The following is a 13935-nucleotide window of genomic DNA, read 5'->3' as shown; positions in this document are numbered from 1 at the left end:
GCACTCACATGGTCACGGTACGTACTGAAACCACTACGTCGTAGCCACGTACTGTCACATGAGAAGCCCGGGCAGGCTCGCACGGGCAGGGGAGGAACCAGACATGAAACCGTTCGCGTGGAACTACGCTCGCCCTGCCGATGCGGCGGTCGACATCGCCCCCTACGCGTATGACGCCGCGCTGCAGCTGAACGTTCTGGCCGACGGCCGTCCCGCCATCATGGACAGAGCACTGCTCGCGGCGGCCGGCACGACGACGTCGAAGGCCGGCTCCGCCACCCACTTCGACGACTGACCGGCTGTGCGAAGTGACGGTGCTGGTACTCACATGCGAAGGCGATGTCACCGCCGACATGGTGGTGGCGGAGCTGCACGAACAAGGCGTCCCGCTGGTGCGGTTCGACCCTGCTGAACTCCCCAGCGGCGGGGCCATGTCGGCGGAGTACGTAAGGGGGGAGTTCCGCGGGTATCTGTCGAGCGGCGGCCGTGTGGCGAGCATGGAGGGCCTGCGCTCCGTATGGATCCGCAGGCCGGGGGAGCCTGCGGCACACGCCGCGGAACCGTCCGACTGGCTGACCGTCGAGAGCTCCCACGCCCTGTACGGAATGCTCGACAGCACGGGTGCGCGATGGATGAACCACCCCAGCGCGGCTGCCAAGGCGCGCCGCAAGCCCTGGCAGTTGCGCATCGCGCACCTCAGCGGTTTCGCGGTGCCCGCCACCCTTGTCACCACCCATCCGACGATGGCGCGTCAGTTCGCGGAGCAGTACCGGCATGTCGTCGTGAAGTCGGTGTCCGGCAAGTCGCCGGGCAACCCGCCGATGGCGCTGCCGACCACGCTCGTCCCCCCTGACGCGGACTTCTCCGGTGTCGCCGCCGCGCCCACGCTGCTGCAGCGCTACATAGCCAAGCGCGCCGACATCCGGCTGACCAGCGTCGGCGACCAGCACTTCGCGGCACGCAAAGCGGCGGAACCGGGGCAGGTCGACGGCCGTTACGGGGACACCGGCCACGAGTGGCAGCCCGTGGAGACGCCCCCGCAGATCGCGCGCGCCGTCGAGACCTACAAGAAGCACGCCGAACTCGCTTACGGCGCCTTCGACTTCGCAGAGGATTCCACGGGGACGTGGTGGTTCCTGGAGTGCAACCAGGGCGGCCAGTTCGGTTTCGTGGAGCTGGAGACCGGCCTCCCGATCGCCCGGGCGGTCGCAACCTGGCTGGCCGCGGATGCGGTGTGAAGAGGGCCGCCGCCAGGACCGTCCTTCGGGCCGAGGAGACCCGTCAGGCTTCGGCAGTGGCGTGCCGGTCCGTGATGAGACGCATGACCTTCCCGCTGACGGGTGCCTCGAGCTCGCCGCGCACGTCGAGCAGCCGGACGACGATGTTGTCCCGCTGGAAAATGGTGCTGCCGGCCACGAGACTGTCCGGACGGGCGGCCTCTGCCTCGTCGGCCTCGGCCAGGGCGCGGGCCGCCCCCATTCCCTGCCCCGGCTCTACCTGGTGGATCATCGCCAGCCGCCGGACGCCCGGCTCATCCGGCCGGTCGGCCATGACGTGGTGCACGGTCGGCAGTGCGGCGCGCATGAAGAACATGCGGGCGGACTCCGGGTCGTCGAGATCCCGCTCGACCTCCAGATACGGGTTGATGGCCTCCTCGACGGCCCGTACCTCCGGCTGCCGCGCGACGTGGTGCAGGGCCGTCATGAGGTCGCCCTGGACCTCGATGGTGCGTACGACACGGTTGCCGTGCATGAAGAGCGAAGTGCGGTGCAGTCGGGTGTGGGCGTCCGCGCGTGCCTGCGGTGACGCGTAGGCCGCCAGGATGTCCGCGACGGCCTGCTCGCTGCCCGGCTTCACGGTGAAGGTGAGCGCGTGCCGGACCAGACCGTCACTCACGCGCGGCGCCGTCTGGAGCCTGCCCAGTCGCCGAGGGGCGGCGTGGGCCATTCCGGTTTCCCGCAGGACGCTGTATCGGAAAGACCGGGTGCTGCGTGCACAGACACTCAGCGGTTTGACCATCTCGAGGTGCTCGTCGCTGTTCACCCAGGACAGGAAGGGCACAGCGCTCTGCCATTCACTGGTGATGAGCCACTGCGAGGGATTCTCGATCGACTGGCACAACTGGTCGCTGATGTGGCCCGGTACGGACGCGACCTGGTCGCACAGCTGATCGTACGCGGCGAGAAACTGTGGCTCGGTGCCTTCGTGCAGATCCATCAGAAGTACGACCCTGAGCATGGCACCGTCGAACGACGAAATCGACACGCGATCAGAGACTGCGATAGTCATGTGCTCCTGCCTTCATCCATTCCGATGGTTCCGCTGGGCACAGGAAACGCTGACCTGCCACCTTTCGGCCCGTTGCGGAAGAAAGTGAGGGTGCACCCGATTCTCGTCGGGCCATATCGATGATGCGAGGGGGAGTGATCCATTTGAGGGAGCGTCCGCGCACGGAAGCCGAGCACCCGCGGTACGGCACAACGGGCCCTGCCGGACGGGCCAGTGGGCGCCGGCAGGTAGGACGATCTGCATGAATCCCCGCTTTGTGCAGGTCAGGTCATCGTCACGCGAGAGGTGCTCGGCGGTCGCGAATGGCTGCTCCATCCCCTGCGCGTGGTCTTCGACGACGGCTGCACCCTCGCCGCGTATCTGGCCCGGGGAACCCCGCTTACTTTCGGGCTCGGTGAATTCAAATGGGGATTGCATCCATGGATTGAATTCGCCCACTCCTGACAGTCCACCGGTGTTCTCCAGCTGCAACGCGCACAGGACGGGTATGCGGTCCGGGCGCGTTGGCAGGCAGCCGAACTCAAGGACTGGTACATCAATTTCCGGAAGCCCATGCGTCGTACGGAGCGCGGCTTCGACACCCTCGACCCGGAACTCGACCTGGTCCTCCCGGCCGACGGCTCCGGCTACGTATCCAAGGACGTCGACCACTTCGAGGAGCGGGTGCGCGCGGGCGGCTTCGACCTGGGTGAGGCGGAGGCCGTGCGCGCCTCGGCGGCCGAAGCCGTGGACTTGATCGAGCGCGGGGACTGCTGGTGGGAACAGTGGCGTGACTGGCAACCACCGACCCGTGCCATGGTGCCCGGGCTCGTTCCTCTGGGGGACGACATGGCGCTGCGTGGCGGTGCCTGACCGATCCCGCCGATCTCCGCGGACGGCTTCCGCCATGGGGACCGGCCGGTCCGCGGTGCACAGGTCGACGCATCGTCGTTCACGGGTGCGGCGCACGCGACACTCTGGCCATGGGCCGTCGGCGCGGTCATGCCCTAGCGTCGGCTCATGACCGAGTTCAGCAGCTTCGCCGTGCACGTCCCCGACGCCGGCCTCGAGCCCGATCCGATCGATCCGGCGCAGATCGTGGAGGGCACCCCCGACGTGTCGGGGAAGGTGCTGTGGGAGTCCCCGGACGGCACGCAGATCCGAGGCATCTGGGAGATCACCCCTGGGGTGGTCACCGACACCGAGGCGGACGAACTCTTCGTCGTGGTCAGCGGCCGCGCCACGATCGCCGTCGAGGGCGGCTCCACCTTCGACGTCGGGCCGGGGGACGCCTGCGTACTGCGCGCGGGGGACCGGACGACCTGGACGGTGCATGAGACGTTGCGCAAGGCGTACCACATCACGCTGAGCTGAGACCGGCTCTCATCGACCTCTTCCCCGCCGGGGCGCTGAAGGGTGTGCGGGGCGGACGCGTCAGCGCGCGTCGCGGTCGACCAGCAACTGCTCCACGCGGTCGAAGCGTTCGTGCAGCGCCCGTACTTCCGCGTGCATCGCGGCCTCACCCTGCTCGGCGTACCGGTGCGCCGTCGCACCCAGGGCCCGGGCGTCCTGCTGCGCCCTGCCGACGAACCAGGTGGCGAGGGCCGCGGTGATCATGCCGAAGGTCGTGATTCCGGCCAGCATCACCACGGCGGCGATGACCCGGCCCCACGCGGTCACCGGGTAGAGGTCGCCGTACCCGACCGTCGTCGCGGTCTCGACGGACCACCAGACGGCCTGCGGGAAAGAGGTGATGGTGGCATTGGGCGCGTTCTGCTCGGCCGACACCATCAGAGCCGATCCGGCCAGCAGTACGACGGCCGTCACGAGTGACACGCACAGGGCCGCCCGCACATGGAAGGCGCGCCACCACCGGTTGCCCAGCAGGCGGCCGAGGAAGAGCGCGAGGAACGGCTGCTGCATGGGCAGACCCTCCGGGCCGCGACGGGTGGGGACACCGTGGGGAGGCTACCGCCGCGTCGCGTATGCCGGCCGGTACGACACACGCCCGAGAAGTCGGGCCCCGGCCCTCGCCGTGGCGACAAAAGCTGCGCCCCCTGGTGGGGGCCACCCGGCCTCGTTGAGGCGCGGGCTGCGGCCCACGACCTTCGACAACGAGGAGCGGACCCGCCCCCTCGGGTCGGCTCCGTCGGGCGTTGGCCCATGACGGTGGTCCTGTAAAGCTCCGGACTCGCTCACGCCGGCGTTTCCGCATGTCGGATTCCACCGCTCGCCTCACCTGGGCCATCATGAGCCGCCATCGGCCGACCGAAGTCTGCGAAGAGGTGGACCATGGCAGGACTCCGGATGGGACAGGGTGTACTGCGCCGCAAGCCCATCGAGCAGATCGAAGAAGGCGCCCCGAGCGAACAGCTCACCAGGACACTCGGCCTGACGCAGCTGACGGCCATCGGTGTCGGCGGCATCATCGGCGCCGGAATCTTCGCGCTCGCCGGGGCGGTCGCGAACGGTACTGCCGGGCCCGCGGTGCTCATCTCGTTCCTGATCGCGGGCGTGGCGAGCGCGGCCGCGGCCTTCTCGTACGCCGAGTTCGCGGGGATGATCCCGAAGGCCGGATCGGCGTACACCTACGGCTATGCCGTGCTCGGTGAGCTGGCGGGCTGGTTCATCGGCTGGGACCTGCTGCTGGAGTACACGGCGATCGTGGCCGTGGTCGCCATCGGAATCTCGGGCTACTTCGGGTTCCTCCTCGGTGCGATGGGCGTCGACCTGCCGGCATGGATGCTGGGCGCGCCGGGCACCGGTGAGGGGCGTGAGGTGGATCTGTTCGCGATGATCCTGTGCCTGTTCACCGCCTACCTGCTCACCCTCGGCATCAAGAACGCGGCCCGGTTCGAGACGGTCGTGGTGGTGCTGAAGGTCCTGGTCGTCCTGCTGGTGATCGTCATCGGCTTCTTCCACATCGACACGTCCAACTACAACCCGTTCTTCCCGTACGGCGTCGGCGGGGCGTTCACAGGTGCGGCGACCGTGTTCTTCGCCGTGTTCGGGTACGACGCCATGTCGACGGCGGCCGAGGAGTCCAAGGACGCGCAGCGGCACATGCCGAAGGCGATCATCTACTCGCTGGCGATCTCGATGGTGCTGTACGTGCTGGCCTGTCTGGTGCTGACGGGGATGCAGAACTACACGGAGATCGACCCGGAGAGCGGGTTCTCGACGGCCTTCGAGTCGGTGGGGCTGGCGGGTCTCGCGAACCTCATCGCGGTGGGCGCGATCATCGGCATCCTCACGGTGATGTTCACCTTCATGCTGGGCGTGACCCGGGTGTGGTTCTCGATGAGCCGCGACGGTCTGCTGCCGCACTGGTTCGCGAAGACGCACCCGACGAGGCACGTGCCGGTGCGTGTGACATGGATCGTCGGCGTGGCGTCGGCACTGATCGCCGGGTTCCTGCCGATCGGTGAGGCGGCGGAGCTCACCAACATCGGCATTCTGCTCGCGTTCGTCGTGGTGTGCCTCGCGGTGATCGTGCTCCGTCGCCGGCAGCCGGACCTGCCGCGGAGCTTCCGCTGCCCGGGCATGCCGTTCGTCCCGGCGATCGGTGTGGTGTTCTCGCTCTGGCTGATCACCTTCCTGGCCTGGCAGACCTGGCTCCGGTTCCTGGTGTGGCTGCTGATCGGTTTCGTGATCTATTTCGGCTACTCGTACCGGAAGTCGAACCTTGCCAGAGGCGAGAGCGGGGCCGCACCGAAGCAGCCGTGATGTGACCGGCGACCCACGCCCATCCTGACGGGGTGGCCTCGAGGTGAAGGGACGAGCACGTCACCGAACGCGGGCCTCCTTGGCGGCGGTTCGGCACCCTGGCCTGCCTCAGGAGCTCGTGAGGACGACGAGTCGCTGGGTAGCCCGTGTCATCGCGACATAGCGGTCGACCGCTCCCTCGGTACCGTTGCCGAACGCCTCCGGGTCGATGAGGGCGACCAGGTCGAACTCGAGTCCCTTCGACAGCTCCGGAGTCAGCGACCGGACGCGGGACGTCGCCCGGAACGTGCTCTCGTCGGTGTCACCCACACCGATGACGCATGCGGTTCCGTCGGTGTGCGAGGCGAGCCAGGTGTCGAGGACCGAGTCCAGTTCCGCAACAGATCCGTGCACGACGGGGATGCCGCTGCTGCGGATCGAGGTCGGCACATTGGCGTCCGGGAGTACGGCTCGGATGACCAACTCGGCTTCCGTCATGACCTCTTCCGGCGTTCGGTAGTTGATGCTGAGGGAGGCCACGTCGATCCGGTCGAGCCCGATCCGTTCGAGCCGTTCCTGCCACGACTCCGTGAACCCGTGCCTGGCCTGGGCGCGGTCCCCGACAATGGTGAAGCTCCGAGAGGGGCAGCGGAGCAGCAGCATCTGCCATTCTGCGTCGGTCAGTTCCTGTGCCTCGTCCACGACGATGTGCGCGAAGGGGCCGGCGAGAGGTTCCGGCTCGGTGCCGGGCAATGCGGTCTCGTCGATCAGGCTGTCCCGCAGGTCCTGTCCGTGCAGCATCGTCACCGCGCCTTCTCCGTCGTCGTCGGCCGCGAGCACGTTGTCGATGACCCCGGCCATGCGCTCGCGTTCGGCGGCGACGGAGGCCTCGTGCCGGCGCTTGCGCAGAGATGCCTCCGGGTCGCCGAGCCGCTGTCGTGCCGCGTCCAGGAGCGGCAGGTCGGACACCGTCCAGGCCTGGGCGTCCTCGCGCTGCAGCGTGCGGACGTCGTCGCGGCTGAGCCAGGGAGCGCACATCCGCAGATAGGCGGGTACGGACCACAGGTCGCCGACGAGGTCTGCCGATTCCAGCAGCGGCCACGCGCGATGGAGGGTGCCGACCAACTCCTTGTCGTTCAGCAGTGCCCTCCGGAACTGCTCGCGCGGGACGTCGCCGTTGTGCTTGTCCATCAGGATCGAGACCAGCTCTTCCCAGATCAGGTCCCGTGCCTCGTTGTGCGGAGCGCTCGGCCCCGGAGCCTCGAACGCCTCGGCCCAGTCGTCGGCGCTCAGCCGGATGTCGGACCAGGGTGTCGAGACCGTCATCCCCTGGGCGGGCGGTTCCTCGTAGAACCTGACGGCCTTCTCGATCGCCTTCACCATGTTCGCGGACGACTTCAGGAGGGCCACATCCATGTCTGCCTCGGCCTTCGCTGCGGCTCCCTCGGGGACGAGGTCCCGCAAGGTGCACGTCTGGACGCCCTCCTCGCCGAGGCTGGGGAGAACGTCGGCGACGTAGGCCAGGTACGGCTGGTGCGGACCGACGAACAGTACGCCGCCCCGGCGGTGGCCGAGGCGCGGGTCGGAGTAGAGGAGGTGGGCGGAGCGGTGCAGTGCGACGACGGTCTTCCCTGTGCCCGGACCGCCGTCGACGACGAGCGCGCCGCGGGAGCCCGCCCGGATGATGGCGTCCTGGTCGGCCTGGATGGTGGCGAGCACGTCACGCATCCGGGCGGACCGGTTGCTGCCCAGGCCGGCGATGAAGGCGGACTGGTCGTCGAGCGCGGCGTGCCCTTCGAGCCCGTCGGCGGAGAACACCTCGTCCCAGTAGTCGCTGATCCGGCCGCGGATCCAGCGATACCTGCGGCGGCTCGCCAGACCCATCGGGTTGGCGTGGGTCGCCGCGAAGAACGGCTCAGCCGCGGGGGAGCGCCAGTCGATGAGCAGCCGGCGGCCCGTGCTGTCGGTGAGACCGAGGCGACCGATGTACACGGGCTCGGGGTCGTCCTCGCTGACGATGCGTCCGAGGCACAGATCCAGACCGAAGCGACGCAAGGCACGCAGCCGACCGGCCAGCCGGTGGACCTCCAAGTCCCGCTCCATCGCCTCCCTGCCGACGCCGCCGGGCGCCCTGCGTTCGGCATCCAGGCGGTCGGACAGGTCGGCGATCGTCTGCTCGAGGCTCTCCGCGACGGCCGCGAAGTGCTGCTCGTCGTCGGCGATCAGCAGGGGGGCGGCCTTGGGGGAGAGGTGGCCGGGAAGGTCGAACGCGCTGATGGTCAGGGGGTTCATGTCACCAGCTCCGAACCGAGGTCGCTCCCGCGAAGTCCGGCTGCGCGCCCACCGGCACCCGGCCTGGCGCCCGCAGCCGCAGCGCGAGTCCCGCAATCGGTTCGTCGTCACCGCGCGACCCATAAGCGGACAAGAATGCATGCACTTCGTGAATCTCCCATTTCTACGTGTATTTGGGCTCGGCCGGTGATTGTGCCGCACCACCGGGGCCTTGCCGCAAGGCCCCCTGTGCGCTATAAGTTGAGAGTGGAAAGGAGTGGGTACTCCCCTTTCCCCTGATCGTCCGCAGTGACGGACACCCTCCTCGCGAAGCGGCAGCGCGCCGCGTACGGCGATTTCTTCGCCCCAAAGAGGATTCCCGCGCCCCTGCCTGCCGCCGCGGATCGAGAAGTTCTCACACTCTTCGCGGTGGCCGGCTCGCACGTCGTCGAGAGCGCCGCCGAGCACCTCTGCGAGTCGAAATCCTGCTCTTCCAGCGCCTGTTGCGCATGCAACGCGCCCGTTTCGCAGCTCCGCAGAACGTCTGTCTGGGAATTCCCGCAGCCGAGTGAACCTCGGCGGCATTTCCACGGTCTGAGATCACGGCACGTGCCGAAGGGGCAACGACCGTAACAGCCAGGCCCTTTGGCAACCGACCCGGAAATGGAGACCAACCCCCCATGAGAGACTTCCTGCCCCGCCGCCACGCCCGCCGGATAGCCTCCGTCGGACTGGCGTCGAGTGCGGCGCTGGCACTCGTCGTCACGGCCGCCGCGACGGCCGCGGCACAGGCGGCGCCTTCCGACGAGCGGACCAAGCCCAGCATCAAGATCATCGGCGGCGTGGAGCAGTCCGACTCCGCCTACCCCTGGATGGCGGCCGTGCTGGTCAAGGGCGCGAAAAGCCCGGTGAAGCGTCAGTTCTGCGGCGCCAGCCTGATCAGCCCTGACGTCGTCATGACCGCCGCCCACTGTGTGACGGGCACCAAGGCGAAGGAGATCGAGGTCACCGTCGGCCGCACCGTACTGTCCCAAAAGCGACAGGGCCAGCTCCGCAACGTGACCGGCATCGTCTCGCACCCCCGCTACCTCAAGGGGGACGAAGCATACGACCTGGCGCTCCTCGAGCTGGCCAAGCCGGTGAAGGGCATCGCCCCCGTCAAGCTGCCGACGCCCGGCACCGACGCCCTCCTGCGCCCCGGCGCCAAGGCCAAGGTCATCGGCTGGGGCAACACGGACACCGAGCTGCCCAGCTTCCCCGACCGGCTGCGCGGAGTGAACGTGCCCCTGCTCTCGCACCCTGAGTGCACGGCGACGTACCCGGGCTACAACAAGGCCGTCAACGTCTGCGCGGGCGTGGAGGGCAAGGACTCCTGCCAGGGCGACAGCGGCGGCCCGCTGTTCCGCAAGGTGTCCGGCCGTACGTACCAGATCGGCATCGTGTCGTACGGCGAGGGCTGCGGCGAGCAGGGCGCCCCCGGCGTCTACACCTCCACCAGCTCGGCCAAACTGTGGAAGACCCTCGACGAGTCCCGCGAGGGCAAGCGGATCAAGAAAAAGCTCGGCCGCTGACCGTGACAGCGTGCCAGACGCGGTGGCGGTGTGACGCGCTGCCGTAGTGACGGGTGCCGGGCCGGTGGGACCGCCCCGGCACCCGGAACGTCCGGCGATGAGGGGCGCGGGCGGGATGCAGGCACTGTGCACGCTGCGTAAACTCGAATTCGGACATCAGTCCAGCGGTCGTCGGGATCACTGGTTGCCGCAGAGGCCCGGAGGTCCTGCAGCACCGGCGAGGCACCTCAACGACAGAGTCCTTGTCGGTTCGCCCTCCCGCCGCCATGCGGCGCAGCGCTGGGCATCCGCCGAGCCCGTTCTCGTCGCTCTCGCCGAGGGCCTCGGGATCCGTGGCGAGCAGCAGACCGGAGACCCCGCGGACGATGCCGTGGCGACGGTGGTGGCCGCTGTCAACGACGCACTGCTGGAACTGGAGGCAGAGCGGCAGCGGCGGGGTTTCGAGCAGGCTGCCTTCGACAACATCTGGCGCGGCCTCGAATGATCCGCCCACAGGGCAACTCCCGCGCAACCAGCTCGAGCAACGCCCACCCGTACAGGCCGCGCCGCCGCACCTGACAGAGCGCTGACTACGCTCGCTGGAAGGGTGTTCACCGGGTAAGTCGCCTGACGAGCCAGACACCGCCGCATATCAGCCCGATCCCAGCAGCGCCCCAACGGCAGACGGTGCCCGCCGATGAACCTGCGGGGAGAACGGCCTCCGCGACCACCTGACCGATAGTTGCGAACGCCGCCAGAATCGCAAGGAACCCGATCCCTGCGATCGTGAGGTCTGCCTCATCATGTTGCCGGGATGTCCGTCGCTCCATGTCAGCATCCTTCCTCGCAGGTCGGCGAAACGCCAAGGGTGTTCTCGCCAAGCGATGGGCGTCCCGCCGCCCTCGCGGCAATGACGCTGTAGCCGCCGCCGGCGCAGACGCCCGGCGTTCCGATGCGCTCGGCGTCGACGTGGTCGAGCGACTGCATGTAGTCGACAGCGGCACGGACGTCCTCGACGCGGGCGTAGGGGTCCTCCAGGTGGTGCGGCTCGCCGCCGCTGTCGCCCTGGATACCTCTCGACGTGGGCGCGGATGTCGGATCGGGCGGATGGTGGCATGCGGGCACCTTGCGTGGAACGTGGAACGGGCGTGGGCGCCGACGAGTGCGGTGGGCCAAGGGGCGGCGGTGGTCATGTGGCCACCTCCGGCTCCGCGGTGCGAGGCCGGTAGCCACCGGCTTGCAGGGTGAACATCGCCGAGTAGGCACCGCCGAGGGCCATCAGGTCGTCGTGGGTGCCGGACTCGGTGATGCGGCCGTCGTCGAAGACGTAGATCGTGTCGCAGTCGACGACGCTGGCGAGCCGGTGGGAGATCAGGACGGTGATCTGGTCCTCGCGCAGTCGTCCGCGCAGCACGGCCTCGTAGACGGAGTGTTCGGAGGGCGGGTCCATGCTTGCGGTCGGCTCGTCGAGGAGCAGCAGTGGCGCGTTTTTGTACAGGCCGCGGGCCACCGCGATCTTCGCCCACTGGCCGCCGGACAGCTGCTGTCCGCCCTTGAACCGTTTGGACAGCAGCGTCCGCCAGCCGTCGGGCAGCGAGGCGATGACGCCGTCGGCGCCGGAGGCGTGGGCGGCGGCCAGGGCGCGCTCGGGGTGGGCCTCGGTGAGGGTGCCGGTCGCTGCGGTGATGTTTGACAGGGCGCTGAACGGAAAGCGAACCGGCTCCTGCAATACGCACGCGACCTGACGGTGCAGCGACTGGGCGTCCATGTCCCGCACGTCGACGCCGTCCCACCGCACGCAGCCCTGCTGCGGCTCGTACAGTCCGGCCAGGAGCTTGGCGCAGGTGGACTTGCCCGAGCCGTTGAGGCCGACGAAGGCGACCTTCTCCCCGGCCGTCAGGGTCATGTGGATGCCGTTGAGGGCCGGAGAGTCCTTGCCGGGATAGGTGAAGTGGACGTCGGTCACCGTGACCGTCCTCACCGCCGACGGTGCTTCCAAGGCTGCCTGCATCGGCAGGAGTTGGCGGCTGCGTTCCTGCACGGCGAGGAGGTCGTCCACCCACAGGGCGTGCTCGTAGACGAGGTGGGCGACCTCGACGAGACGGGTGAGTGCAGCCTGGCCGGACTGAATGGCGAGGACCGCGCCGGCCCCGGCGGCCAGCGGAAGCCATCCGGTGATCAGCATGCTCGCCAGAGCGGCGTAGGTGATGCCGCTGCCGAGTCCGCCGACGGCCCGCCCCGCGAGGTTGAGCAGCGCCGAGTGCACGCCCAGCCGGGTGTCCTCCTCGGCGATCTTCACGGTCAGGCGCCGGTGTTCGTCCAGCAGAGCACCTTGCGCGGTGTCCGAGCGCAGCTCGGCGGCGGCGTCCACGTCGAGCATCAGCCAGGAGAAGACCCGGACGCGGCGCTGCAGGGCGTTCCACCGCTTGAAGGACGCGAACCGGGCTCGGGCGCTGCGCACGGCGGCGAAGCCGACGGGCAGCACGGACAGCAGGAGAAGCGGCAGGAGCGCGGGATGGAGGACACCGAGCACACCGGCGGTTCCGACGAGCGCGAGCGCGGCGGAGGCGAGGGAGACGACTTGGCCGACGATCTGCCGTGCGTAGAACAGCCCGCGGTCGTTGGCGCGGTGGACCTCGTCGTGCCAGCCGGCGTCCTCGACCGCCTCGAGCCGTACGTGCGCGGTGAGACGGAGGAACTCGCACTCCAGGGCGGTGCGGATCTTCGGTGTGACGCGGGCCTGCGCGACCGCGACGGCCGCCTCGAGTGCAGCACGGGCGGCCAGTAGGCCCACCACCAGAAGCAGTTGAGGAATGGAAGCCCGCACGCGGTCGGGGGTGGGTCCCTGGGCGAACAGGTGCTGGAGGACCGCTACGCCGGCGATCAGCCCGAAGGCACTCATCGCGGCCGATGCCAGCTGGCACACGAGGATGCAGAGGGTGGCGCGCCGGTCGGCCTTCCAGGCGAGCCGCCCGATCAGGGCGGTGATCTCGGGCAGGCGTACGAGGACCTGGCGCACGGTGGCGCCGGCGGCGGCGCCGTCGTGGACCGACCAGTACGCCTCTTCCAACTCGTCGGTCAGGTTGTCGTCCTGGGGGCCGGCGGGCACCGTCGCGGGCGGGGGAGGCAGTGGGGCGGTGCGCGGTGCCGGGATGCTGCCGGCACCGGCAGGGGCATCGGCATCCGTGGGATCGCTCATGCCGGTCACCTCGCATCCGGTTGTGCTGAGAGGCGGGCGCCGCAGGCATGGCAGGCACCGCAGGCACCGCAGACATGGCGCCGGACGCACGCGGAGTACGGGACGGCAGGCCGGCGATGTTCGAAAAGGATGGAGGGAGGTACGAGGGTAGGCGTGGGGTTCAGGAGGTCCTCCAGATGGGTGCACGAGGGGTACTGGTGCTCCAATAACGGCCCCTGGATGGACCCGTAACGGGTAGTTCCGGGGCAGAACGTGGAAGGGTGTTCTATTAGGCGCTCGTGGTCAACTGCGTCTGGCCTCGGGTGCAATTGGACGCCGGTGACGTCACCACCCTCTCCGCTCTCCACAACATCGAAGCAGGAGCATCCACGTTCGCCCTATTCGAGCAATCACCGCAGCTACAGGCGTTCCGGGAGGCACCGTAGGCAGGGACAACACACCCGGGCCGGGCTGCCTCTGCAGCAGTCCCGATCGGCCGAGCGCAGCCACGGCTACCACCGAGTACTGCATGAGTTCACCGAGCAGATCGAACGGCTGCTCACCGCCTTCCTGCTCTTCGCTCTCGGGGCTACCTCGCCACTACTGGCTTGCCGAACCTCACCTGGCAAGGAGCACTCGTCGCCGTCCTGCTCGTGCTGATCGTCCGCCCTGCCGCGGGGTGGGTCAGCCAACTCGGTTTCCCCGCCGGCCCCCGGGAGCGGCCGGTCGCCTCCCTCTTCGGTATCCGAGGAATCGGCTCACTCTTCTACCTCGCCTACGCCCTCGGCCACAGCGACGATTTCACCGCCCACGCGCAACAGCTCTGGTCCGTCGTCGCCTTCAACGTGCTCGTCTCCGTCGTTGTGCACGGCACCGCAGCCACACCGCAGCCTCGACCGGCTACGCAGGACGTCATCCACACCACCCTGACCGGCGGGCGTCGGAGGCTTCCGGGCTAAGAAG

General features: G+C 68.8%; 13 protein-coding genes. 8 read left to right on the top strand and 5 right to left on the bottom strand.

The features are described from left to right. Nucleotides 1-103: 103 nt before the first annotated feature. Entirely contained in the window at nt 104-295 is a 192-nt protein-coding gene (gene tgmA / locus ACZ4SA_RS05120; RefSeq protein WP_468269981.1) for a putative ATP-grasp-modified RiPP, read from the top strand. Nucleotides 296-308: 13 nt separating this feature from the next. Beyond that, nucleotides 309-1238 (top strand): ATP-grasp ribosomal peptide maturase, encoded by a 930-nt coding sequence (gene tgmB / locus ACZ4SA_RS05115; RefSeq protein ID WP_468269979.1) that lies wholly within the window; start codon nt 309-311, stop codon nt 1236-1238. Between the two features lie 43 nt (nt 1239-1281). Here the strand turns inward: tgmB and ACZ4SA_RS05110 are convergent, their stop codons facing one another. Beyond that, nucleotides 1282-2289 carry a SchA/CurD-like domain-containing protein gene (locus tag ACZ4SA_RS05110; RefSeq protein WP_468269977.1) on the bottom strand — a complete coding sequence of 336 codons (1008 nt, stop codon included), beginning with the start codon at nt 2287-2289 and terminating at the stop codon, nt 1282-1284. 465 nt (nt 2290-2754) lie between these two features. Here ACZ4SA_RS05110 and ACZ4SA_RS05105 point away from each other — a divergent pair, with 465 nt between their 5' ends. Both ACZ4SA_RS05105 and ACZ4SA_RS05100 read left to right on the top strand, forming a co-directional pair. Then, the gene (locus ACZ4SA_RS05105; protein ID WP_468270323.1) at nt 2755-3141 is read left to right on the top strand and encodes a DUF402 domain-containing protein; all 387 of its coding nucleotides are present in this window, start codon (nt 2755-2757) and stop codon (nt 3139-3141) included. Between the two features lie 147 nt (nt 3142-3288). Then, the gene (locus ACZ4SA_RS05100; RefSeq protein ID WP_468269975.1) at nt 3289-3642 is read left to right on the top strand and encodes a cupin domain-containing protein; all 354 of its coding nucleotides are present in this window, start codon (nt 3289-3291) and stop codon (nt 3640-3642) included. 60 nt (nt 3643-3702) lie between these two features. Here the strand turns inward: ACZ4SA_RS05100 and ACZ4SA_RS05095 are convergent, their stop codons facing one another. Continuing rightward, entirely contained in the window at nt 3703-4191 is a 489-nt protein-coding gene (locus ACZ4SA_RS05095; RefSeq protein ID WP_468269973.1) for a potassium channel family protein, read from the bottom strand. A 369-nt stretch (nt 4192-4560) separates the two neighbouring features. Here ACZ4SA_RS05095 and ACZ4SA_RS05090 point away from each other — a divergent pair, with 369 nt between their 5' ends. Further along, complete coding sequence (locus tag ACZ4SA_RS05090; RefSeq protein ID WP_468269971.1) at nt 4561-5994, top strand: amino acid permease; 1434 nt, start codon at nt 4561-4563, stop codon at nt 5992-5994. 108 nt (nt 5995-6102) lie between these two features. Here ACZ4SA_RS05090 and helR read toward each other — a convergent pair whose 3' ends face one another. Continuing rightward, the gene (gene helR / locus ACZ4SA_RS05085) at nt 6103-8265 is read right to left on the bottom strand and encodes an RNA polymerase recycling motor ATPase HelR (RefSeq protein WP_468269969.1); all 2163 of its coding nucleotides are present in this window, start codon (nt 8263-8265) and stop codon (nt 6103-6105) included. 659 nt (nt 8266-8924) lie between these two features. Between helR and ACZ4SA_RS05080 the strand changes: the two genes are divergently transcribed. Together ACZ4SA_RS05080 and ACZ4SA_RS05075 are read left to right on the top strand one after the other, a co-directional pair. Continuing rightward, nucleotides 8925-9815, top strand: a complete 891-nt coding sequence (locus ACZ4SA_RS05080) for a S1 family peptidase (RefSeq protein WP_468269967.1) — start codon at nt 8925-8927, stop codon at nt 9813-9815. 184 nt (nt 9816-9999) lie between these two features. Further along, nucleotides 10000-10299 carry a hypothetical protein gene (locus ACZ4SA_RS05075; protein ID WP_468269965.1) on the top strand — a complete coding sequence of 100 codons (300 nt, stop codon included), beginning with the start codon at nt 10000-10002 and terminating at the stop codon, nt 10297-10299. Nucleotides 10300-10625: 326 nt separating this feature from the next. On the opposite strand, the gene ACZ4SA_RS05070 is transcribed toward ACZ4SA_RS05075, so the two are convergent. Both ACZ4SA_RS05070 and ACZ4SA_RS05065 read right to left on the bottom strand, forming a co-directional pair. Then, nucleotides 10626-10919, bottom strand: coding sequence for a hypothetical protein (locus ACZ4SA_RS05070; protein ID WP_468269963.1), 294 nt, complete (start codon nt 10917-10919; stop codon nt 10626-10628). Between the two features lie 64 nt (nt 10920-10983). Continuing rightward, nucleotides 10984-12993: an ATP-binding cassette domain-containing protein gene (locus tag ACZ4SA_RS05065; RefSeq protein WP_468269961.1), complete on the bottom strand. Its 2010-nt coding sequence runs from the start codon at nt 12991-12993 to the stop codon at nt 10984-10986. A 587-nt stretch (nt 12994-13580) separates the two neighbouring features. Here ACZ4SA_RS05065 and ACZ4SA_RS05060 point away from each other — a divergent pair. Further along, the gene (locus tag ACZ4SA_RS05060) at nt 13581-13931 is read left to right on the top strand and encodes a hypothetical protein (protein ID WP_468269959.1); all 351 of its coding nucleotides are present in this window, start codon (nt 13581-13583) and stop codon (nt 13929-13931) included. Nucleotides 13932-13935 lie beyond the last annotated feature (4 nt).

The organism is Streptomyces sp. NPDC027962 (assembly GCF_055566095.1).
Note: the sequence above shows the minus strand (reverse complement) of the source record. Positions and strands in the feature narration are given on the sequence as shown.

Excerpts from the sequence above, each read along its gene's own strand:
- tgmA (WP_468269981.1), top strand. The coding sequence starts at position 104 with ATGAAACCGTTCGCGTGGAACTACGCTCGCCCTGCCGATGCGGCGGTC.
- ACZ4SA_RS05110 (WP_468269977.1), bottom strand. The coding sequence starts at position 2,289 with ATGACTATCGCAGTCTCTGATCGCGTGTCGATTTCGTCGTTCGACGGT.
- ACZ4SA_RS05100 (WP_468269975.1), top strand. The coding sequence starts at position 3,289 with ATGACCGAGTTCAGCAGCTTCGCCGTGCACGTCCCCGACGCCGGCCTC.
- ACZ4SA_RS05095 (WP_468269973.1), bottom strand. The coding sequence starts at position 4,191 with ATGCAGCAGCCGTTCCTCGCGCTCTTCCTCGGCCGCCTGCTGGGCAAC.
- ACZ4SA_RS05090 (WP_468269971.1), top strand. The coding sequence starts at position 4,561 with ATGGCAGGACTCCGGATGGGACAGGGTGTACTGCGCCGCAAGCCCATC.
- helR (WP_468269969.1), bottom strand. The coding sequence starts at position 8,265 with ATGAACCCCCTGACCATCAGCGCGTTCGACCTTCCCGGCCACCTCTCC.
- ACZ4SA_RS05080 (WP_468269967.1), top strand. The coding sequence starts at position 8,925 with ATGAGAGACTTCCTGCCCCGCCGCCACGCCCGCCGGATAGCCTCCGTC.
- ACZ4SA_RS05065 (WP_468269961.1), bottom strand. The coding sequence starts at position 12,993 with ATGAGCGATCCCACGGATGCCGATGCCCCTGCCGGTGCCGGCAGCATC.